Annotated in this window: 20 protein-coding genes and 1 pseudogene; 4 read left to right on the plus strand and 17 right to left on the minus strand. The window is 58.9% G+C overall.

The features are described from left to right. Window positions 1-26: 26 nt before the first annotated feature. Together ACQZ40_RS21950 and ACQZ40_RS21955 are read left to right on the plus strand one after the other, a co-directional pair. Window positions 27-1,715, plus strand: a complete 1,689-nt coding sequence (locus ACQZ40_RS21950; protein ID WP_271046660.1) for a GMC family oxidoreductase — start codon at window positions 27-29, stop codon at window positions 1,713-1,715. Between the two features lie 25 nt (window positions 1,716-1,740). Next, window positions 1,741-4,254 (plus strand): CoA transferase, encoded by a 2,514-nt coding sequence (locus ACQZ40_RS21955; RefSeq protein WP_448748638.1) that lies wholly within the window; start codon window positions 1,741-1,743, stop codon window positions 4,252-4,254. Between the two features lie 110 nt (window positions 4,255-4,364). Here the strand turns inward: ACQZ40_RS21955 and ACQZ40_RS21960 are convergent, their stop codons facing one another. Beyond that, window positions 4,365-5,606, minus strand: coding sequence for a Zn-dependent hydrolase (locus ACQZ40_RS21960; RefSeq protein WP_080856775.1), 1,242 nt, complete (start codon window positions 5,604-5,606; stop codon window positions 4,365-4,367). A gap of 13 nt (window positions 5,607-5,619) precedes the next feature. Then, window positions 5,620-6,462, minus strand: a complete 843-nt coding sequence (locus tag ACQZ40_RS21965) for a BtpA/SgcQ family protein (RefSeq protein ID WP_065656263.1) — start codon at window positions 6,460-6,462, stop codon at window positions 5,620-5,622. A gap of 24 nt (window positions 6,463-6,486) precedes the next feature. Here ACQZ40_RS21965 and ACQZ40_RS21970 point away from each other — a divergent pair, with 24 nt between their 5' ends. Continuing rightward, window positions 6,487-7,383 carry a ribokinase gene (locus ACQZ40_RS21970; RefSeq protein WP_338810829.1) on the plus strand — a complete coding sequence of 299 codons (897 nt, stop codon included), beginning with the start codon at window positions 6,487-6,489 and terminating at the stop codon, window positions 7,381-7,383. A 9-nt stretch (window positions 7,384-7,392) separates the two neighbouring features. Here ACQZ40_RS21970 and ACQZ40_RS21975 read toward each other — a convergent pair whose 3' ends face one another. From ACQZ40_RS21975 to ACQZ40_RS22045, 15 genes and pseudogenes are all read right to left on the minus strand, one after another. Beyond that, complete coding sequence (locus ACQZ40_RS21975; protein ID WP_174036466.1) at window positions 7,393-8,163, minus strand: glutamine amidotransferase; 771 nt, start codon at window positions 8,161-8,163, stop codon at window positions 7,393-7,395. 24 nt (window positions 8,164-8,187) lie between these two features. Beyond that, window positions 8,188-9,255, minus strand: coding sequence for a phosphotriesterase family protein (locus ACQZ40_RS21980; RefSeq protein ID WP_065656266.1), 1,068 nt, complete (start codon window positions 9,253-9,255; stop codon window positions 8,188-8,190). A 4-nt stretch (window positions 9,256-9,259) separates the two neighbouring features. Then, complete coding sequence (locus ACQZ40_RS21985) at window positions 9,260-10,264, minus strand: ABC transporter permease (protein WP_174039644.1); 1,005 nt, start codon at window positions 10,262-10,264, stop codon at window positions 9,260-9,262. Then, window positions 10,261-11,064 carry an ATP-binding cassette domain-containing protein gene (locus ACQZ40_RS21990; RefSeq protein ID WP_220317384.1) on the minus strand — a complete coding sequence of 268 codons (804 nt, stop codon included), beginning with the start codon at window positions 11,062-11,064 and terminating at the stop codon, window positions 10,261-10,263. The genes ACQZ40_RS21985 and ACQZ40_RS21990 overlap by 4 nt, the downstream gene beginning before the upstream one ends. Then, window positions 11,061-12,014: an ABC transporter substrate-binding protein gene (locus ACQZ40_RS21995; protein ID WP_080856771.1), complete on the minus strand. Its 954-nt coding sequence runs from the start codon at window positions 12,012-12,014 to the stop codon at window positions 11,061-11,063. Before ACQZ40_RS21995 ends, ACQZ40_RS21990 begins: the two co-directional genes overlap by 4 nt. A gap of 35 nt (window positions 12,015-12,049) precedes the next feature. Continuing rightward, the gene (locus ACQZ40_RS22000; protein WP_078051606.1) at window positions 12,050-13,075 is read right to left on the minus strand and encodes a LacI family DNA-binding transcriptional regulator; all 1,026 of its coding nucleotides are present in this window, start codon (window positions 13,073-13,075) and stop codon (window positions 12,050-12,052) included. A 192-nt stretch (window positions 13,076-13,267) separates the two neighbouring features. Beyond that, the gene (locus ACQZ40_RS22005; protein ID WP_448748639.1) at window positions 13,268-14,422 is read right to left on the minus strand and encodes an iron-containing alcohol dehydrogenase; all 1,155 of its coding nucleotides are present in this window, start codon (window positions 14,420-14,422) and stop codon (window positions 13,268-13,270) included. Between the two features lie 12 nt (window positions 14,423-14,434). Then, window positions 14,435-14,740: pseudogene (locus ACQZ40_RS22010) on the minus strand (hypothetical protein); the annotation flags it as partial. A 117-nt stretch (window positions 14,741-14,857) separates the two neighbouring features. Continuing rightward, window positions 14,858-15,568 (minus strand): anti-sigma factor, encoded by a 711-nt coding sequence (locus ACQZ40_RS22015; RefSeq protein ID WP_065656273.1) that lies wholly within the window; start codon window positions 15,566-15,568, stop codon window positions 14,858-14,860. Further along, complete coding sequence (locus tag ACQZ40_RS22020) at window positions 15,565-16,107, minus strand: sigma-70 family RNA polymerase sigma factor (RefSeq protein WP_065656274.1); 543 nt, start codon at window positions 16,105-16,107, stop codon at window positions 15,565-15,567. Before ACQZ40_RS22020 ends, ACQZ40_RS22015 begins: the two co-directional genes overlap by 4 nt. A 140-nt stretch (window positions 16,108-16,247) precedes the next feature. Then, entirely contained in the window at window positions 16,248-16,676 is a 429-nt protein-coding gene (locus tag ACQZ40_RS22025) for a DUF2177 family protein (protein ID WP_078051608.1), read from the minus strand. Window positions 16,677-16,744: 68 nt separating this feature from the next. Further along, window positions 16,745-17,122: a DUF2147 domain-containing protein gene (locus ACQZ40_RS22030; RefSeq protein WP_448748640.1), complete on the minus strand. Its 378-nt coding sequence runs from the start codon at window positions 17,120-17,122 to the stop codon at window positions 16,745-16,747. A gap of 27 nt (window positions 17,123-17,149) precedes the next feature. Next, entirely contained in the window at window positions 17,150-18,382 is a 1,233-nt protein-coding gene (locus ACQZ40_RS22035; protein WP_220317383.1) for an SAM-dependent methyltransferase, read from the minus strand. Next, a complete protein-coding gene (locus ACQZ40_RS22040) occupies window positions 18,369-19,187 on the minus strand; it encodes a DUF1365 domain-containing protein (RefSeq protein WP_448748641.1) in 819 nt (272 codons plus the stop codon). Before ACQZ40_RS22040 ends, ACQZ40_RS22035 begins: the two co-directional genes overlap by 14 nt. Further along, a complete protein-coding gene (locus tag ACQZ40_RS22045; protein WP_448748659.1) occupies window positions 19,184-20,485 on the minus strand; it encodes an NAD(P)/FAD-dependent oxidoreductase in 1,302 nt (433 codons plus the stop codon). Before ACQZ40_RS22045 ends, ACQZ40_RS22040 begins: the two co-directional genes overlap by 4 nt. Here ACQZ40_RS22045 and ACQZ40_RS22050 point away from each other — a divergent pair. Beyond that, the gene (locus ACQZ40_RS22050; protein ID WP_448748660.1) at window positions 20,369-20,668 is read left to right on the plus strand and encodes a hypothetical protein; all 300 of its coding nucleotides are present in this window, start codon (window positions 20,369-20,371) and stop codon (window positions 20,666-20,668) included. The two genes, ACQZ40_RS22045 and ACQZ40_RS22050, sit on opposite strands and share 117 nt — an antisense overlap. The last annotated feature ends 14 nt before the right edge of the window (window positions 20,669-20,682 follow it).

Genomic DNA, 20,682 nt, shown 5'->3' on the forward strand with positions numbered 1-20,682 from the left:
TTCCATCGCGATGGGGGTGCAACCCGATGAGGACTGGTGGTTCCGGAACTTTCCGCGACGTTTTTGACTACGTTATTGTTGGCGGTGGCTCCGCAGGCTGCCTCCTCGCCAATCGCCTCAGCCGTGACCCGTCAAAACGTGTTCTTTTGCTGGAAGCCGGCCGAAAGGACGATTATCCATGGATACATATCCCGGTCGGCTACCTCTATTGCATCGGCAATCCGCGCACAGACTGGCTTTATAAAACCGAGCCAGATGCCGGCCTGAACGGCCGTTCGCTGCGCTATCCCCGCGGCAAGACGCTTGGCGGCTGCTCATCGATCAACGGCATGATCTATATGCGTGGTCAGGCGCGCGATTTTGACGGGTGGGCAGCGGCAACCGGCGATGATGCCTGGTCCTGGCAAAATTGCCTGCCCGATTTCAAGGCGCATGAGGATCATTACCGGCTGGACGATGGCGCGGATCCGAAGACCGGCGACAACAGCCGGTTCTCCGACATGCATGGCCATGGCGGCGAATGGCGGATCGAGAAGCAGCGTCTGAAATGGGACATTCTCGAATCCTTCGCGGAGGCCGCCGTGGAAGCTGGCATTCCGCGTTCGGACGATTTCAACAGCGGCGACAATGAAGGTGTGGGCTATTTCGAGGTCAATCAGCGCTCCGGCTGGCGCTGGAACACGTCCAAGGCTTTCCTGCGCCCCGTGAAAAACCGCTCAAACCTGACGATCTGGACGCAATCTCATGTCGAGCGTTTGATCCTTGTAAAAGAGGCGTCCGGTCGCAAACGGTGCATCGGTGTCATGGTTGAGCGCCACGGGCAGCGCACGGAGGTTGGGGCGCGCGGAGAGGTTATTCTCTCTGCGGGTGCAATCGGATCACCGCAAATCCTGCAATTATCGGGCATCGGGCCCGCCGCACTGCTGAAGCGTCACGGCGTTGAGGTCGAACACGACCTGCCAGGTGTCGGTGAAAATCTTCAGGACCATCTGCAAATTCGTGCGGTCTTCAAGGTCGGTAATGCGAAAACGCTTAATACGCTCGCCAACAGCGTTTTTGGCAAAGCAATGATCGGGCTCGAATATGCGATGAAACGCAGTGGTCCGATGAGCATGTCGCCCTCGCAACTCGGCGCCTTCACGCGTTCCGATGAAAGCCAGGCCCATGCCAATCTGGAGTATCACGTCCAGCCCCTCAGTCTCGACGCGTTCGGTGAGCCGCTGCACACTATTCCCGCCTTCACTGCCAGTGTTTGCAATCTGAACCCGACCAGCGTTGGAAGCGTGCGGATTCGCTCCGGCAAAGTGTCGGACGCGCCGGCAATTGCGCCGAACTATCTCAGCACCGAAGAAGACCGCGGGATAGCTGCCCAAAGCCTCCGCCAGGTGCGCAAAATCGTGTCGCAGCCAGCGCTGGCAAAATACCGGCCTGAGGAATGGAAGCCAGGTCCGCAGTTCCAGAGTGATGAGGAACTGGCGCGGCTTGCGGGCGATATCGCCAATACCATCTTCCATCCGGTGGGTACGACGAAAATGGGCCGCGATGACGATCCGACGGCAGTCGTCGACAGTCGCCTCAGGGTACGCGGAGTTGCAGGGCTGCGCGTCGTGGACGCGGGCATCATGCCGAAGATCACAAGCGGCAACACCAACGCACCGACGCTTATGATTGCCGAAAAGGCGGCCGGCTGGATCATTGCCGACGCACACGCATAGAAAATTCTTGGGGAGGTTTAAAGAGATGACATCGACCGCACGGTCCACGCTTCCGCTTTCCGGCGTTCGGGTGGTTGATTTCGGGCAATATATTGCCGGCCCGGCGGTGGCCATGATCCTTGGCGATCTGGGTGCGACTGTCGTGCATATCGATCCCCCTGGCGGCCCGCTGTGGCAGAGCCCAGCCAATGCAACGCTCAATCGCAACAAAGCCATCGTCAACATCGATCTGAAGGTGCCTGAGGGCCGCAATCAGGCGTTGGCGCTCATCGCGGAAGCAGACATTGTCATCGAAAATTTTCGCCCGGGCAAACTGGCGGCGCTCGGAATAGATTTTTCAACGCTCAGGCAGGAACGGCCGGAGTTGATCACGCTTTCCATCCCCGGCTTTGCTTCGAACGACGAGGAAAGGCGTGAGCTGCGCGCCTATGAAAGCGTCATCGCGGCAAGCTCCGGCGTTTTTACGGATATGGGCCTCAATCGGGTGCTCATGGGCGTCAACCCGTCCTTCTCCCCGCTGCCGCTGGCCTCGGCCTATGGCGCCATGCTGGCGTCGTCTGCAACAGTCCTCGCCTTGCAGGCGCGTGAGCGCACTGGGCTTGGCGATCACATCGAGGTGCCGCTTGCCAGCGCCGTCATGGAAGGACTGTGCTACAACTCGATCAAGATCGAAGGGCTCCCGGATCGGTATATCACGCAGCGCGAGCAGGAAATCGCTCGCCGCCGGGCCGAAGGCCTGCCGATGAACCTGAGTTACGAGGATCTGCAGGAACTTCTGGATCCGTTTTACAGAAGCTACCTCTGCAAGGACGGACGGATGTTTTACGTCGTCTGCCCCAGCCACAAGAACCACGCGAAGCGCTGCCTGCAAGCGCTCGGCATCTACGATGAGCTCGTGGCCGACGGGCTGACGGAGGAGGAAGATACATATCTTCCGACCTCTGAATGGAAATCCGATGTATCGCTCGGCGTCTACCCTTTGCCCAAGTTCTGGGCCGACAAGATCGCGGCAAGAATGAAGGAGGTGTTCATCACGCGGACCGCAAAGGAGTGGGAGCGCATATTCGGGCGTGGCGGCTTTCCCGGCGCTCCGCAGCGCTGGCTGCAGGAATGGATCAACGACGACCACGCTGAGACGGCGGGTCTTATGATCGATGTCAAGGACCCGGAATATGGGACCATGATCCAGCCTGGGCCGGTCGTCTGGCTCGAGGAAAGCGGCGCTGAAGCGCTCTCTCCAATGCCCCGGCGGTGGGTCGAGTTTTCGACCGCGTTATCCCTGCTGAAGAATGAGAAGACCGAACTTCCACGCATAACCAATCCCGATGATCGCAGCGGTTGGCTACAGGGCGTTCGTGTGCTCGACCTTTGCAATGTGATCGCCGGTCCGCATTGTGTTTATTATCTGGCACGTTTCGGTGCCGAAGTGATCAAGCTTGATCCTGCCTCGCCTCTCTACGATTGCTGGAATACCGTGATTTTCGGTATGTCGCACATGCGCGGAAAACAATCGGCGCTCATCGACATAAAAGCGCCCGAGGGTAAAAAGGCGCTCGAGGCCCTGATAAAGTCGGTCGATGTCATCGTCTGGAATGCGCCCGACAATCAGATCCTCAACATGGGGCTTGATGCCGAGACGCTGAAAACAATCAACCCGGATGCCATTTTCTGTAAACTCGACTGCTTTAGCGGCGTGAGCCGTGGCCCGAGGACCGATTATGTCGGTTATGACGACCTGGTCCAGGCAGCGACCGGCATCATGCTCCGTTTCGGTGGCTCGATGCACGAACCGGAAGAACATGCGCATGTCGGTACGATCGACGTTATGTGCGGATTCGGCGGTGCACTGGGGGTCGCGGCGGCCCTTTACCAAAAACTGAAAACCGGTCGGGTTGGTCGCGGACGGACGTCTCTGTCTGCAAACAGCGGGCTCCTCCAGATTCCATTCTCCTATGACTATCGCGGTAGAAGTCTCTTCAACGAACCTGCCGGTCGGTACGTGGCGGGATATGATGCCCTGACCCGCTTTTATTATACCGCTTCCGGCGACTATCTGCTGTTCAGCTCAAATGAGCAGGATGTGCCAAAGCTTGACTGCCTGGACGACTTCAAAGGAATAGCCAGTCTGCCGAAAGACGAACGCGACGCATTTCTTTCCAGTATTTTTGCCGGCGATACCTCTCAATCGTGGTTGGAGAAGCTCCAACGGGAAGGTTTCGGAGCGGTGATTTGCGACAATATCGACGCGTTGCGATCCCGCTATTCACGGCAAGCCGACGGGACGAACGGTGTAGACAGAGGAAGTTATTCTTTCTCCATTTATGCAGACCATCCAAGCGGCCACGTTGTGACGCAGCTCGATCCCTGTGCCATTCGCCCCAGCCGCAGCTCGATCGTCTCTCCGCCGCCGGCGGAAAAATACGGTGCCTCAACCGTCAAGGTCCTCGAAGAGGTCGGCTATACGGAAAAAGAGATCGAGAAGCTGCTTGAGGACGGTGTTGCGAGCCAGAGCTGGAGCACGGAGTATCTGCCGAGCTGAAACCTCGAAGCTCGGTCGGAAACCGATAACGTTGTGGAAAATGGCAGGATTGCCCAGCGAGCTGATCAGGCCATGCGCAAGCATCCTGTCCCACGGTCGTCGAAGGTGACCTATGACAGGATTTGAAGAACCGAAGCGAAAAGCATGTTGCATCCCGCTATGCTATGTTCAGGTTCAACATGCTCTGCCTCGTTATGACTGAGACCGTCGCGGCACGGCACAAAAATCATGGCCGATGGTGCGACCCTGTTCATGAAAAGTGCATCGTGGAATGCGCCTGACAACATGCGTTCGGTCGAAAAACCGCGCTCCCGTGCGGCGCGGCCCAATGCCGACACGATGCCATCCTGGAAATTCGCCGGCGGCATGTCGAATATCTGTCCAATCGTCGCTTCGCATTTTTGGTCCATCGCAGCGTCGTGCACGATCGCGCGGATTTTGCTCTCCATTTCGTCGAGTGTTTCTGATGAGGGATGTCTGATATCGACGGTGAAAGTCACGGATTGTGGAATGGCGTTCACGGCACCGGGCTGCAACGCCATTCGGCCAACGGTGAACCGGGCCGCAGGATCCAGCGGCATCATGGCGGGGAAAAGCGATCCCAGCGCATTGACCGCGGCATGAAAAGGATCGCGTCTATATGCTAGGGCTGTTGTGCCGGCATGAGCAGTCTGGCCGGTGATTGACACCTCCAGCCAGCGTGTACCCTGTATGCCCGTCACAATCCCGATGGGCACGCCCTGTTTTTCAAGGGATGGACCCTGCTCTATATGTACCTCGACAAAAGCAAAGACCGGAAAACCAAGATCGCGCATGGTCGCTTCCGGCAGGCTTTTCAGGGTGGCGTCAAGCTCACCTGCAAAACCGGCGCCGTCATCCGTTGCCGCAAGATGAAGCCAGTTTTCGGGGATATTACCGGAAGCAAAAGCCATGGAGCCCATGCAGCCGGGAGCGAAGCGGCAGCCTTCCTCATTGGTGAAGGCGACCACCTCAATGGGGCGCTCCGTATCTATTCCGAAATCTTCGAGCGTTTCGAGAATCTCGAATGCCGAAAGCGTTCCCAGCGCTCCATCAAACCGGCCGCCTGACGGCTGGCTATCCAGATGGCTGCCGATCAGAAGCGGTGCAAGGCTCTCGTCGCGGCCACTCCTCCGAATGAAAAGATTGGCAAGGGGATCCTGAAACACGGAAAACCCCCGATCAATGGCGAGTTTCGCCAGCAGTCGTCTCGCCTCACGATCCAGTGCGGTCAGCGCCTGCCGGTTGACGCCGCCCTTTTCAGTCGCGCCGATCGCCGCAAATCGATCGAGATTTGCGAGCAGTCTTTCGCCGTTGATCGAAAGTTTTGCCATTGCTGTCTCCTTTTCAGCCATCGAGGCCGGGCTGAGCCGCTGCAACGAAAGAACGTACCCGGGACAGTTCGACCGGGTTCCACCAGACGCCGCCTTCCTTCAGCGATGACGCCACGATTACGCCATTGGTGCGTTTGAGGATTTCGATAATATTGCCTTCGTTGACCCCTGAGCCGACCAGAAGCGGCAGATGCGTGGCCGCGCCGATCTCCTCGATCTCTTCAAGAGACGCGCTGTTTCCGGTCCGCTGTCCTGTCGCTATCACGGCATCGGCGTCGAAGAAGGCGAGATCGCGCGTCAGCTCATCAATGCTGCGATCCGCCGTGATGGCGTGGGCGCCGTGCTTCACATGGCTGTCGGCAAAAACCTTGATGTGCTCCGCCCTCAGCAATGAACGGTAGCGCATCGCCTCGGCTGCACGTCCCTCCATGAAGCCCTCATTGGCCACATAGGCGTTTGCCCATTGATTGACGCGGATAAATTTTGCGCCGCCCGCCATGGCGATTGCAAGGGCAGGGATGGGAGCATTGGCCAGCACATTGATACCAACGGGCACGCCGGCGGCGCGAACGATGCGGTCCGTCACCACGCTCATGAAGGCTGAGGTTTCCGGTCCGATATCGTCTGGTTTGGAGAAGGGAACGTCACCGTGGTTTTCGACGATAAGACCGTGCATGCCGCCTTCAACGAGGCGTTCGGCGTCGCGCATGCACGCATCGTAGATCGCATCCATGCTTGCGTTCCGGTAACGCGGCGCTCCGGGAAAGGCCGGGCAATGTATCATGCCGATCAGCGCCTTGTTGCGACCGAAAATTTCCTTGATAGCATTGGCCGCGTTGTCGGATATGGTCTGCATTTCAGTCCCTTTCGAAAGTTTTCCATGCGTGCCTTTGTTATCGGCAATATCGCACTTGATGAAACCTATTCCATTGCGGCACTGCCGGAGGCAGGCGCTTCAATCTTTGGCGAGCGGGCCTCGCGCAGTCTGGGTGGCAAAGGCTGCAACCAGGCCATTGTTCTTTCGAGATGCGGTGTCGAAACCACGCTCGTCGCCGCCGTCGGCAGCGATGAGCGTGCGATTGCGATCGAAAAGGCACTCACCCGCGAGCGCCTGACACCAAAGCTCATTTCCGTCGATAGCCCCACCAGCGATATCTCCATCATCCTGACCACCCCCGACGGTGAAAACTCGATCATCACTACCCGTTCGGCAGCGGCAGCGCTCGATCAGAAAGCTGCCTTGGACGCCCTTGCCGTCGCCTTCTCCGGTGACCTCCTCGTTTTGCAGGGCAATCTTTCGGAAGAAACGACCCTTGCCATTCTCAATGCGGCGAGATCGAAGGGACTAAAGACGGCTTTCAATCCGTCGCCGCTTCAGCCCTGGTTTGCAAGCGTCCTGCCGTTCATCGATATCGCCGTCCTCAACCGCCTCGAGGCCGAGGCGCTGACAGGTGAGAGCGGGTCCGATGCCGGAGCGTCCCTGCTGCGCGCCGGTGTCGGCCTCGTCATCGTCACGCTCGGCGGACAAGGCTGCGCACTCGTGTCCGCCGAAGGCGCTATCGAGGTGCCGGCTGCGCCCGCCACAATCGTCGACACCACGGGCGCCGGCGATTGCTTCACGGGTGTTGCGCTCGCCTCCGCCATGCTTCGCGGCGTCGCCGTGGATGCGCGCGCCCTAGAGGATGCCGCGAGGGCCGCAGCCATCACGGTTGGCCGTCGGGGCACACAGGATGCCTTTCCCAGCCGTCAAGAACTGATGACCATTTTGCAGGCGTAGCCGCTCTGGTCACGGCTTTTCCGTCAGCCAGCCGAGAATGTTCTTCCACAGCCGCCCATAGCCATCCCATTCGCAGAAGGCTGGAGAAAGCCAGTGCGGACCAATGTCGGATGTCCATGCGGCCGTGCGGCCCTTGCCGAACCGACCGGTGACGAGCAGCGGATGGGAACCTTGATCTTCCGGCAGACGGGCAACCACCTCGACATCGGCGCGGTCACGCACCTCCACCTCGTTCACCCCCAGCAGAAGTGGCCATTCGCCGGAAAGGCCCGCCACGGTCGGATGGTCGGGTTTCAGAATATCGGCCGTCGAGCCCTCAGGAATTTCCACGCGGTCGTCCCATGGAAGGCAGGTGACGGGCAACGTATCTTCCACCGGCGTGCGGCGCCAGCGGGCCTTGCCGTCGATACCCTGGAAGGAGAAATAGCCGCCCACCATCAGCAGGCCGCCGCCCTTTTCCACCCATGCCTTGATGAGCTTCAACCGGTTCGGCACGGTTTTGGACTGCAGCCAGACGGCCGGCGGCAGGAGAAGGGAGTTTGCGCCGATATCCGAGAGAATGATGGCGTCATAGGCGTCAAGCCCTGCCATCTCGAAGGGAAACTTCTCCACCGCATCGTGGGCAGTCATGTAAGTCAGCTCATATTCGCTGCCCTCTAGCGCTTTCACCAGCGGTTCGGCACCGAGGTGAAACGTCACGCTGCCAAATTGATCGAAGCCCTTGTAGTGGGTGGCGGAGCTGACCCAGCTTTCACCGACGAGGAGCACTTTTTTTGTCATGATCTTTCCATTTCCATAGGTTCGTCAGGTCTTTGCCTGGAAGACCGAGCGCGGATTATCCCGCATGAGGGTTTGAAGAGTGGCGTCGTCGAGGCCATGCCGCTTCAGCCGCGGCAGGAAATGCCTGAGGATATAGGCGTAGCCATTGCCGCCATACCGCGTCAGCATCATTTTCAGGAAGACGTCGTGAGACAGCAGAATGCGGTCGAGGTAACCGCCCTCCGCCAGCGTGACAATCGAACGGGCGGCATCCTCGTCGCTGGGGCATTGCACCTGCTGGTCGGCGTAGAAAAAATCCATACCGATCATGTCGTATTCAATGAAGGCGCGGCGATCTGCGAGTTCGCTCTGGTAGGTGATATCCGCGTGGGACGGGTTCATGTGACAAAGAACCGTATGGTTTAGATCGGCGCCTTCATCCGCGACGATGTCGAGAACCCTGTGTCCCAGCCGAAGCCATCCCGGCAAATGAACCATCAGGGGAAGGCCGGTGCGGACCTGCGCCTGCGCCGCTCCCCGCAGGGACTTTTCCTCCGCTGCCGTGAAATCCGCGGAGACACCGATTTCGCCGATCAGACCGATGCGGACATCGGTGCCATCGACACCGTGGAGCGCTTCGTGCACGATCTCGTCGGCTATGGCTTCGACCGTGAGCCCGGCCACTTTTTCGGGGTGAGAGGACGCAAGGTAATAACCCGCTCCCATCACGACGTTGAGCCCGGTTGCCTCCGAAATCCTCCGCAGCGCCAGGGGATTTCTGCCGATGCCTTGGCAGGTCGGTTCCACGACCGTCTGTCCACCGGCGGTCGCGAAATCTTTCAGTTCCGCAATCGCCAGGGGTTCGTCGTCGAGCGTGATATTGTGCTTGTTGACGAATGGGTCCTGACGCAACTCGCCGAGGATTTCCATGCAGACAAAGCCTTCGGCAAGATATTGTCTCTCCGGTGTCCTGGGGGCGTGCCACCAGCAACGGCAATCGTTGAGGATGTGCTCGTGCATCAGGGTCACGCCAAGCTGGTCCGCAGCGATTGCGCCACGCACGGTCATGATCTTTCCCGACCGGATATGTCCCTCAGAGAGTTCCGTGGTCATCGCATCACCCCTTTCTCTTCGCGCCGAGGCGGAAGTTGGCGGTGAAGATGCGCGTGTTGAGCCAGATCGCGGCAAGGATGATGGCGCCCGTCACGATCTGGGTAAAGAAGGGAGAGATATGCATGAGGATAAGGCCATTGCCGATGACGGCGATGGTCATGGTGCCCAGAACCGTGCCGAGAATTGTGCCGCGACCGCCCATCAACGATGTGCCGCCCAGAACCACCGCCGCAACCACCTGAAGCTCGAAACCGACCGCCGCATTCGAGGATCCCGACCCCAGCCGTGCAGCAATCATCAGGCCGGCAATGGCCGAGGCCACGCCCGCAGCCAGATAGACCGACGCTAGAATCCATTTTGCGGGCATTCCCACACGGCGCGCCGCTTCCGGATTGGAGCCGACAGCCACCACGCGACGACCATATCGGGTGCTGGAAAGCACGATATAGGCGATGATGGTAACGACGACGCCGATCAGGGCAGGAACGGGCATGCCGAGGAAATCACCCCTGCCGAGGTAAAAGAAACCGGGCGCTTCCGGTATCGGCACGGAATAGCCCTGCGTGATATAGAGGGCAACGCCGCGCAGGATGGAGAGGCCTGCAAGCGTCACGATGAAGGCCGGAATGCCCTGATAGGCAATGAACCAGCCCTGCACGAGGCCAAGCCCGCCGCCGAGCACGAGCATGGCGACGACAACCAGCGGCCAGGGGTAACCGGCCGCAAGCAGGATCGCCCCGACGGCATTGATCAGGGCGACCATGGAGCCGACGGACAGATCGATACCGCCGGTGATGATGACGAATGTCATTGCGACTGAGACGATCAGGATGGGCGCGGCCTGACGGACCACGTTCAGAAGATTGCCGGCCGTCAGAAACGTATCCGTGGTTGCGGAGAAGAACAGCATGCAGAGGGCAAAAAAGGCGGCGATGGAAAGCACCTGCGCATTTTCGGCGAAAAAGTCCGAAAGCGGCGAGCCTTTGGCGCGTTCAGTATAGACGGTCAATGACGTTGCCCTCCCACGATCAGACGCACGAGGTCTTCGAGGCTGGTGTCGTTGATCTGACGCTCTGCCACCTTGGTGCCTTCATACATGACGGCGATGCGGTCGCAGACCCGGAAGAGATCCTGAAGCCGGTGGGTGATGAGAATAACCGACACGCCCTTGGCCTTGACGCGATTGATGAGCGAAAGCACGGCTTCCACTTCCGCAACGGCAAGCGCCGATGTCGGCTCGTCCATGATCAGGACTTTCGGATTGAAGGAGGCCGCCCGCGCAATGGCGATTGCCTGTCGCTGGCCGCCGGACAGTTTCTCCACCTTGGAGGTGAGGCGTGGAATGCGGATTTCCAGTGCATCCAGCATCTTGCGAGCTTCTGAAAGCATGGTCGGCCGGTCGAGAAACGGACCTTTGGTAATTTCGCGCCCGAGGAAGAGATTGCCCACGACATCGATATGGTCACACAGGCTCAGATCCTGAAAGACCATTTCGATGTTACGGTTGCGGGCATCGGCAGGGCCGGAGAAGCGAATGGCTTCCCCTTCCATTGTGATCGTGCCTTCATCAGGGATATAGGTGCCGGAAATCACCTTGGTGAGGGTGGATTTACCGGCCGCATTGTCGCCGACGAGGCCGAGGCATTCGCCGGGAAAGATATCCAGATCGACGCCGCGAAGCGCCTGATGCGAGCCGAATGTCTTGCGGATATTGCGCAGGGAGATACGCGCGTCACGATCGGATTGCCGGGAGAGAATATCTCCCCCGGCGCCGTCGACAGCGCCTGTGTGCTGTCCGGCCGCAATCATTTGAAGACCGCACGGTAGGGTTCGACATTGGCCTTGGTGACGATGGTGACCGGCACGGCGATGGTCTTTTCCACGGTGCCGCCATCGGAGACGGTCTTGAGGGCCTTGACCGCCGCTGCACCCATGGCGGAAGGATCCTGCTGGATGACGCCTGCGACATAACCCGCATCGATGCCTGCAATCGCCTGTTTGGTCAAATCCCAGCCAAACACCTTGATGTCTTTCTGTTTGCTCTGGCTTTCAACCGCAGCGACTGCGCCAAGAAGAGCCGGCTCACCGGTGGCGTAGATGGCGGTCATGTCCGGATTGCCGGTGATGAGGTTTTCCGCGGCCGACAGTGCGGTGTCCTGAACGTTCTGGCCATCGACGACACCTGCCGCCGTGATGCCGGTCTTGTCCTTGATGGTGTCTTCAAAGCCCTTCTGGCGGATGTTCTGGATGAAAGAGTTCAGCGCACCGACGACACCGATCTTGGCTTTGCCGCCCATGTCGGACTTCACGTAGTCAAGGAAGAATTTTCCCATGTCGGCGCCCGCTTTGCCGTTATCCACGCCGATCTGCGCCTTCTGCGGACCTTCCGGCAGGATGGCGTCAATGGCGACAACGGGAATATTGGCGGCGGCCGCCTGCTTTACGGCCGGCATGATGCCATTGACATCGATGGCGACCACGGCAATGCCGTCCACCTTCTGCTGGATATAGGTTTCAATCGCGCTGTTCTGAGCGGCGGGGTCATTGTTGGCGTTGAAGATCACCAGCTTGACGCCGGCTTCCTTGGCGGCTTTTTCCGCGCCTTCATTCATCTGGTTAAAAAACAGCGCCTGCTGGTTGATCTGAACCAGGGCGATCGTCTTTTCGGCGGCGTTGGCAAGACCAGCAGACAAAGTCGCGCCGGCAAGGACGGTCGCAGCCAGAGCTGCGGAAAAATATCGACGTTTGAAATTCAGCATTATCGTTCTTCCTCTGTTGGTTTCGTTGCTTTTTATTAGATCGCGGGCGGCGCAACGGATTCACGCACGACGATTTCGACGGGCAAGAGCTCCTCTGACAGCAAAGGAGGCTCCTGGTCCCAATTGGTTTCGAGCAAAAGCGACAGGGCGCGTTGGCCAATGGCGCTGACAGGCTGGCGAATGGCGGTGAGCGGCGGCGCAAAAAGATGCAGCGGCCCGACGTCGTCGAAACCTATCATCGACACGTCCTGCGGGATGCGCACGCCTTCGGAACGCAGAACCTCGACAAATCCGATGGCGATTTCGTCCGAACTGGCGAAAACCGCCGTTGCCGGTCGCCCCTCATCCAGAAAGCGGCGCGCGGCAGCCCGGCCAAATTCCACGGTATAGGCGCCGCAATATCTGGAAATCGAAAGCTCTGCCTCCGCCACACGCTCGGTGAGAGCAGATTTGAGGCCGCGAAAACGACGCTCCGTACTGATCATGTCCTCTGGTCCCCCGACATAAAGGACACGTTTATGCCCATGCATAGCCAGATGCGCGCCCGCCAGGCGACCACCCTGCTCATTGTCGCAGAAGAGTTTCGGCACGGTGGCGCCGGGCACGTCTTCATCGACCACCACCACCTTGCCGGTGGTATTGATCAGCTCCGCCAGTTCGTCGGTATTGGGGTGGTTCGTGATGAAAACGAGCCCATCGACATGATTGCGGGCAAGCAGACGAAGATAGGACAATTCCCGACCCGTACGGTTCAGCGTGGCGAAAAGCGAGAGGGCAAGTCCTCGCCTGTCGGCTTCTTCTTCGACGGCCGCAACGAGCATGCCGAAAAACGGGTTTCCAATATCAGGAACGACAAGGCCGATCGTGTCCGAGCGCCCTCGGCTCAAGCGTCTGGCATGCGGATTGGGCACGTAATTGAGTTCACGGATAGCGGCCTCGATGCGCGCTTTCGTTTCTGGCGGCAGCTCCAGCGTGCCGTTCAGAAGCCGCGATACGGTCGCAACTGAAACGCCTGCCGCCAAGGCGACATCTTTGAGGCTGGTCGCATGGTTTCGCGCCATCACACTCCCGCTTTCTGTTCCACTCTATCGGGTCTTTTCGACCTCTGTCCGGTTTGTAAAGCGATTTACTAAACCGGTTTACAAAGAAGTCTAAAAGATGGGCCGAGTCAACACGGTTTTATAACCTCTTTAAAATTTGTCTGTTTCACCGGAGCCGGATCGCAGTGGAGATAAGGCAGCGCTTACCTTTGCCTACCAAGCATCTTCGTAGATTCTGGCGGCATCGGACAGCAGCACCTTGCGTGGATTGTTAACCAGCAGGCGGGTCTGTTCCATCGCACTTTCCGCCAGCAAGGCAAGCCCGTCTTTTGGTATCCCAACATCTCTCAGTCGCACCGGCAGGTTCAGGCGCCCGGGGAGCAAGGCCAGCCCTTCCAGGAAGCCGGCAAGTCGGCCGGACCTGTCGGCAGACTCCAGCTGAGGAAAAAGACATGGCGCCAATTCCGCATAGGCATCCCCGCACACCGTTGCGTTGAAACGCAACACATGTGGCAGGACCAGGCTGTTGGAGAGCCCGTGCGGAACATGATAGAGGCCGCCAATCGGGTAGGCGAGAGCATGAACGGCCGCAACCGGCGAATTGGCAAAGGCCTGACCGGCCAGCATCGCACCCAGCAGCATGGCCTGTCTGGCAACCATCTCGGCCCCGTTCTTCACGGCGATCTCGATATTCGCTCCAAGAAGCCGGAGCGCCTCTTTGGCAAGGGTGCGGGAAACAGGATTGTTGTTCGCACTTGCGGAGGTGAAGGCCTCGATGGCGTGGACCATGGCATCAATTCCCGTCGCCGCAGTCACCGCTGGAGGAAGGCCGACGGTCAGGCTTGCGTCGAGGATCGCCGCATCCGGTAGCAGGGTTGGCGACACCACGCCCTTTTTCTGATGTGCATCCGTGGTAACGATGGAAATCGGCGTGACTTCCGATCCGGTACCTGCCGTCGTCGGCACCAGCACGAGGGGCAGGCGTTCCCCGGTCACCTTGCCGACGCCGTAAATATCACCGAGTGCTTCACCGCTCCTGGCCAGCAGGGCCACGAGTTTCGCGACATCGAGCGATGAGCCGCCACCGATGCCCAGTATGCCGGTGGCACCGAAATCGATTGCACGCGCTACAGCGTCGTGGATGACGGTTTCTGGAGGATCAGCGACAACGCCGGTGAAGATCGATGTTTCGGCTCCGCCCTCCGAAAGGCTCGTAAGGGCGGGTTGAACAAGCCCAGCCCTGACGACGCCATCGTCTGAAATTACCAGAACACGCGACCCGAGCCCGGTCTTCAGCTCCGAAATTCTTGCGATACTGCCGGGGCCTGCGATTATCTGCGGGACAGTCGCGAATGTGAACGTGGACATCTTATCGGTCTCTCACTGATGCCATTTGACGAGAGGCTGATAGTGATGTGGTTGACGCATGACGGCAAGATCCTTTCGCCGGACAATGTTCGTCGGATAGGGTGTATCGAGGTTGGTGGTAGAAAGCGGTTCCGCCCGGGTGTGGGGAGCCTCAAGCCCGGTCAGCGACAGTTCCGGGAAAACCAGAATGTCCGGCGCTGTCGTCGCCCTCGCTTCTGTGGCCAGTGCGGTGATGCGGGCGATGTTGTCTGCGATCACGGAGGAGGGGGCGAACTGGGCAACGGCCGCGCGCGATTTGCGCCCGCGCGGGATCGGTCTGCACGAGTTCACCGAAATCAAGGGCATCGTCGGCTTCGGAGATTGACCGTTACGACCCATCTCGTATCGTGACGCGTTCATCGGGGACTCGCCTCGAAATCGGGAAGCGTTAAACCTTCATCCCCATCGCGCCGTGCCGACGGCGATAACAGGGCCGGTTGCCTGACCAGTCGGCGAGCCGCCGAAAGGTTCGACGCTGATCGCGAAGGTGGTGCCTTCGGTGATGCTGTTGCGCATGTCTGCGGGGATTATAAGATCGCCATTCGTGCCGGGCTGGAAGACGCCGAGCGAGCGGGTCTTGCCGCCATCCATCACCAGCCACAGTTCCAGCGATTTTTCGTCGGTCTTGCCGGTTGCGACAGGCACAATGTGCATCCGTCCGGATTCCGCATCGTAGGAGGCGAGGAGATTGACCTGGCTGTCGGTCGTTGCAAGTTCGGCCACCAGCGGGGTGGCGCCCTGCCATTTTTCGGGGAAGGCGGCGTAAACGATGGCGGCCACGGCGGTTGCGCTGGTGGCAACCGAGATCCAGCGCCAGAAGGACGCGGAATTCCAGAGGCTGCCATTGGTATTGACGGTCCTGCCGCCGAACAGGCGTTCTTCGATACGCGCAAGAACAGCGGCGCTCGGTGCCTGCTCCTGGTAATCGGCATTGAAGTCGGAAAATTCCGCCTCCCAGCGCTGCACCAGCTGTGCGAAGGCCGCGTCGTCCTGCATGCGTCGTTCCAGTTCACGGCGCTTTTCGAGCGGCAGCACGCCCAGGACATATTCACCGGCGAGGATGTCGTCGTGCGAATGCTTGCCGCCGCTCTGTTCGCCCGTTGTCATCGCTGCATGCACTCTCTGAGTTTGAGAAGACTGCGTCGCAGCCAGGTTCTGACCGTGTTGAGCGGCACGCGCAATTCTTCTGCGAGTTCGAGATAGCTCAAGCCCTCGACATAGGCCCGACGCACCGCCTGCGCGTGTACGGTCTCAAGCTCGCGCATGCAGGCTTCGATCCTGCGGCCTTCATCGGCGAGAACGATCTGCTGCTCAGGATCGCGGGCGCTCTCGTCGGCAAGATCGTAGGCTTCTTCGATGTCGTCGGTTATGGGCTTGCGGGCGCGGATCGTGTCTATTGCATGATTGCGGGCAATGGCGGCAAGCCATGTGGCGGGTTTGCCGGCGCTGGCGGCAAATGTCCGGGCCCGCTGCCAGACCTTGATATAGATTTCCTGCAGCGCCTCCTCGGCTTCCGTTCTGTCACGCAGGATTTTCAGGCAGATCGCGAAAAGCTTCGGACTGGTTGCCTGATAAAGCGAGACGAATGCTGAACGATCACCCATGCCGACGCGGTTAATAAGGCTTGCGATCTCTGTGCCCTGCATTCGAACCTTCCTTGCTGCGCCTCCTTTATAGGATCGTATTTCGCAGGAAGACAAGAGATGCATGCTCATGCTGCGAACCTGGCAACGACTGGGCCGCAGGGTTATCGCACTTAAGCGGCCGGTAAGAGGGGATGTCGTCATCACAGGCCCGTCGGATTTTCCAGCGGGCCGACCAGCCGCACCGTGAGGAAATAGCCGATTGTAGCCGCTGCCGCGGAGACGAAGGTTCCCCACAGAAGATCGGCGACGGTCAGGGTCGTGGACCAGCTTTTGAGCGTCGCCTGATTGGTCAGGTCGTAAGTGGCATAGGCCATGAAGCCGACCACTGCGCCATAGAGCAGCGCGGTCGTCCATTCTCCTGTCTGAAAGGCCGGGCGAACCGCAAGAAAGGTCAGGCCGGCGGCATAGATGAGGTAAAAGACGACCGCCGGAGCAAGCCGAAAGTTTTCTGCCAGAAGATCGCCGATGGCCGGGCGGTAAAGGCGCGACGCCATCGTGCTCAACCAGATGAAATCAATCACCAGAAAGGCGACGAGGGTAAAAAGGTAGGCTGCGACATAGGTTTTCATTGGTGTTTTCCTTTGCAGGGCATCGATAAGGGAGCGACGATGGCGGGCGAAGCAACGTGTAGATGTGGCTAGTTGATCCTTGTCCAATTTATGCCTTTGCACAGCAGACCGGCGACGATACAGCCTTTCGTGGTCATGCCGTTGCCGTTTATTGTCACTGTTATCCTGTAGGATTTATCCCGCTGGGGGTCGAAAGCGGTGCCGGAATAGCTGCCTGCCTCTGTCTGCTTTATGTCCATGATCAGCCGGTCCCCGGCCTTTTCCTTCGGGGTGCCCGGCTTGATCCAGGTGTTTGTGGCACAGATATTTTCACCGCAGGGCGCAATCAGTACTTTCGCCTTGCCGTCTCCGCGTGCCCAGTTGCCGTCGATATCGGCCGCCGTCGCGCTGGACGCGACCAGCAGTGGCCATAGGACGGAAGCAACCGTCAATCCGTTGATCATCATTGTCTCTCTCCGCAGTTTGGTCCCGCCTTATCTGTGTTCGATCGTGTAGAAGCCCACATTTATGCTCCCCTCGGCAAAGCCTGCCTCGCAATAGCAAAGGTAATAATCCCAAAGCCGTCGAAAGCGGTCATCGAAGCCGAGCAGGGAAATCGCCTGCCACCGCGCATGAAAACGCTGGCGCCACTCGGCGAGCGTGAGCGCGTAGGACTGGCCGAAAAGTTCCTTATCGGTGAGCTTAAGGCCGGTTTTGTCGACCGCTTTTTCGAGCGCGGCATCTGAGGGCAGAAAGCCGCCGGGAAAGACGTATTTCTGAATGAAATCCGCCTTGCGCCGATATGTATCGAAGCGGCTTTCTTCAATCGAAATGATTTGCAGCACCGCACTGCCGCCCGGTTTCAGGCATCTTTTCAGCGTTTCGAAATAGCTCGGCCAATAGGCCTCGCCGACTGCTTCGAACATTTCGACGGAGACAATCCTGTCGAATTGGCCGTTCAGGTCGCGGTAATCCTGCAGCCTCAGATCGATGCGGTCTGTGCTGCCGGCTTTTTCCGCCGCATTTTTTGCCCATTTTAGCTGGGAGGGGGAGAGTGTGATGCCGGTGACGTTGGCTTTGGCCTGCGTGGCAAGGTGAATGGCGAGTGCGCCCCAGCCGCAGCCGATCTCCAATATGTTCTCGCCGCCGCTCAATTGCAGTTTATCGACGATACGTTCCAGTTTTTTAAGTTGTGCGGCTTCGAGCGTAGACGCCGTGTCATCGAAAATCGCCGAAGAATACAGCATGGAGGGATCAAGCCACTGCCGGTAAAACTCGTTGCCGAGATCATAATGCGCTTCGATATTGCGGCGGCTGCCGCGTCTGGTATTGGCATTCAACCCGTGCGCAGTGCGGTTGAGAAGGCGCATCGGCAGGCTGCCGCGCATTGACCTTGCGAACGCCTCGCGATTTTGGGCCGCAAAGCGGATTAGCGCCGTCAGATCTGGTGTGGTCCAATCGCCTTCGATGAAACCCTCGGCAAAGCCGATGTCGCCGTTCAGCAGCATTCGCCGGACCGCGCGCCAGCTATGCAGGACAAGGATCGCCTCGCTGCCATTCGTTGCGCCGGATTTTTCAATGATGCCGCCGCCGGGAAGAATGACATGTAATCTTCCCCTGTCGATATTGCTCAACAGCCGGTTGATGAGCCACATGCCTGGGCTGATACGGTCGTTCAGGCGCGTATTCTTCGCCGATAATTCCGTGAGATTGTCAAACGGGGTCATGAATTTTGGCCTCGATTTGCGACGATGAAGGATGATGGAAGGAGACTGGACCGGCAGGCGGCAGCGGCCGTTTTCTGAACTGCACGCCTTTCAGCCAAATTTTCAGGGCCTCCCAATGAATGCCCAGAGTGACCTTGAGCGTCAGGAGGGGAATGGCGAAGAAAGCTTTCAGAAGCGCACCGTCCGTCAATTCGACACGCCGGGCCAAATGCCGGGCGGTCAGGATCAGGCCGTCCTTGTCGAAAGTATCGATGACGATTTTCAGCCTGTCGCCGGGCGGGGCGACGCGGAAAACATAGTGGAGATCCATGTCCATGAATGGAGAGACATAAAAGGCCTTGTCGCATTGCTGGACGATCTCGGTCGATTTGCCGGCTTCCACCGGGATCAGGTATGAGTGTCTCTCGCCAAACGTGTTGTCCACCTCCCAGAGGATAGCTTTGAGCGACAAGTCGCGCCCGTAGCAGAAGAAGACACTGAGTGGGTTGAAGGCCCAGCCGAGCACGCGCGGCATGGTGAGCAGACGTATCGGCCCTCCGTCCACTGCCATGCCTGCCGCCGTCATGGCTGACTCGATCTGCTGGCGCAGCCCGATGGCGCTGCGGTTGCCGCGGTCCCTGCTGTGAAACGAGAACAGATTGAACCGGTCTACGGAGAAAAATCGCAATTTCCGGTCGAGCACGTTCAACTCATCGAGGTCGAGGAGCAGCGAATAAATCCGGTAGGCGAGCTTATGGGTTTTCGGCTTCAAGCGCGCATGCGTTACATGGCCGGGAAAAAGCGCCGAGGTGAGGGGAGGCGTCATGCCATCGCCTCCATGATTTCCGTGTCCGTTGCAATCGTCGCCAAATCCAGGCGAATTATCCGACCGTTGTCGTCGGCAACTTTCCATGGACGGGATACGCCGCCAAGATCTTCGGCGACGGCAAGGCCGGCCTGAAGACCATCTTCATGAAAACCGGATCCGAAATAAGCGCCGCAGAACCAGGTGTTTCGCAGACCCTGCAGGGCCCATAGCTCCTGACGCGCCTGTTCGGTGCCAGCATCAAAAACCGGATGGTGATAGGTTTCCTCGGCGATGATTTTTCCTTGATCCGGTTCCCGCTCCGGGTTCAGCGTTACGAAAATGTCCGGGGTTTCACCCAGCGGCTGAAGTCTGTTCATCCAGTAGGTAATGCTCGGCAGGCTCGTTTTAATGCGCGTGTCAGCCACATAGTTCCAGCTTGACCAGGCAGCGCGGCGGCGTGGCATGAAACGGCTGTCGGTGTGAAGCACGGCGCGGTTTTGGGTGTAGGCAAAAGCGCCAAGAATGCGCCGTTCGGCGCGTGTTGCATCGGCGAGCATGTCGAGCGCCTGATCCGCATGGGTTGCTATCACCACATCATCGAAGCGCACGGCTTTGCCGTCCGCAGTGGTGATTTCGACGCCGTCCGGCAGGCGGTGGATGCGCTTCACCGGCGTCGAGAGGAGAATTCGATCTGCAAACGGCGCCGTAATGCGTTTCACATATTCGCGCGCGCCACCGATGACTGTGCGCCAGACTGGCCGATTGCGCAGCAACAGCAGGCCGTGATTGCGGCAGAATTTGATGAAATGCGCCGCCGGATAACGGCCGACCTCCATGGCCGGCGTGGACCAGATGGCCGCAGCCATGGGGTAAAGATGATCGTCGCGGAATGCTGAACCATACCGGTTGCGGGAGAGATATTCGTCAAGAGACAGATTGCCCATCAAATGCAGGTCGCGTGGGGCATTGCGGTAAAAGCGCAAAAGGTCAGCAAGCATCGCCCAGAAACGTGGCCTCAGGATGTTTGACTTCTGGGCCAGCAGGCCGGGTCCGGTTCCGCCTGAATATTCGAAACCGCCATCATTCAGAGAAACGGCGAAAGACATGTTCGAAGCTGCGGTCGCCACGCCCAGTTGCTTAAAAAGCGCCGTTAGATTGGGATAGGTCTGCTCATTATAGACAATGAATCCGGTATCGACATGGACTTGTCCACGGTCCGTGCTGAAGGTCACGGTATTGGTGTGGCCTCCGATGCGGTCAGCCGCTTCGAAAACAGTTACGTCGTGTCGTTGCGACAAAAGCCAGGCCGCCGACAAACCGGAAATTCCCGTTCCGACGACGGCGATGCGGCGGCTTTGTTCTTTTTTCGCTTCGGTGTCGACCATTTTTCCTCGCTATCGCACTGCCAATCCAGTCCTGGGGACCGCGACATGTACGAGGAGGCCGCCCGATCAGTTTCACCGGCGCACCGATTTTTTGAAATTTTGTCCGGCGCCTGAAACTATTTTGCGGG

This window comes from Agrobacterium sp. 16-172Ci, from assembly GCF_053522725.1.

Excerpts from the sequence above, each read along its gene's own strand:
- ACQZ40_RS21950 (WP_271046660.1), top strand. The coding sequence starts at position 27 with ATGAGGACTGGTGGTTCCGGAACTTTCCGCGACGTTTTTGACTACGTT.
- ACQZ40_RS21955 (WP_448748638.1), top strand. The coding sequence starts at position 1,741 with ATGACATCGACCGCACGGTCCACGCTTCCGCTTTCCGGCGTTCGGGTG.
- ACQZ40_RS21960 (WP_080856775.1), bottom strand. The coding sequence starts at position 5,606 with ATGGCAAAACTTTCGATCAACGGCGAAAGACTGCTCGCAAATCTCGAT.
- ACQZ40_RS21965 (WP_065656263.1), bottom strand. The coding sequence starts at position 6,462 with ATGCAGACCATATCCGACAACGCGGCCAATGCTATCAAGGAAATTTTC.
- ACQZ40_RS21970 (WP_338810829.1), top strand. The coding sequence starts at position 6,487 with ATGCGTGCCTTTGTTATCGGCAATATCGCACTTGATGAAACCTATTCC.
- ACQZ40_RS21975 (WP_174036466.1), bottom strand. The coding sequence starts at position 8,163 with ATGACAAAAAAAGTGCTCCTCGTCGGTGAAAGCTGGGTCAGCTCCGCC.
- ACQZ40_RS21980 (WP_065656266.1), bottom strand. The coding sequence starts at position 9,255 with ATGACCACGGAACTCTCTGAGGGACATATCCGGTCGGGAAAGATCATG.
- ACQZ40_RS21990 (WP_220317384.1), bottom strand. The coding sequence starts at position 11,064 with ATGATTGCGGCCGGACAGCACACAGGCGCTGTCGACGGCGCCGGGGGA.
- ACQZ40_RS21995 (WP_080856771.1), bottom strand. The coding sequence starts at position 12,014 with ATGCTGAATTTCAAACGTCGATATTTTTCCGCAGCTCTGGCTGCGACC.
- ACQZ40_RS22000 (WP_078051606.1), bottom strand. The coding sequence starts at position 13,075 with ATGGCGCGAAACCATGCGACCAGCCTCAAAGATGTCGCCTTGGCGGCA.
- ACQZ40_RS22005 (WP_448748639.1), bottom strand. The coding sequence starts at position 14,422 with ATGTCCACGTTCACATTCGCGACTGTCCCGCAGATAATCGCAGGCCCC.
- ACQZ40_RS22015 (WP_065656273.1), bottom strand. The coding sequence starts at position 15,568 with ATGACAACGGGCGAACAGAGCGGCGGCAAGCATTCGCACGACGACATC.
- ACQZ40_RS22020 (WP_065656274.1), bottom strand. The coding sequence starts at position 16,107 with ATGCAGGGCACAGAGATCGCAAGCCTTATTAACCGCGTCGGCATGGGT.
- ACQZ40_RS22025 (WP_078051608.1), bottom strand. The coding sequence starts at position 16,676 with ATGAAAACCTATGTCGCAGCCTACCTTTTTACCCTCGTCGCCTTTCTG.
- ACQZ40_RS22030 (WP_448748640.1), bottom strand. The coding sequence starts at position 17,122 with ATGATGATCAACGGATTGACGGTTGCTTCCGTCCTATGGCCACTGCTG.
- ACQZ40_RS22035 (WP_220317383.1), bottom strand. The coding sequence starts at position 18,382 with ATGACCCCGTTTGACAATCTCACGGAATTATCGGCGAAGAATACGCGC.
- ACQZ40_RS22040 (WP_448748641.1), bottom strand. The coding sequence starts at position 19,187 with ATGACGCCTCCCCTCACCTCGGCGCTTTTTCCCGGCCATGTAACGCAT.
- ACQZ40_RS22050 (WP_448748660.1), top strand. The coding sequence starts at position 20,369 with ATGGACTTGTCCACGGTCCGTGCTGAAGGTCACGGTATTGGTGTGGCC.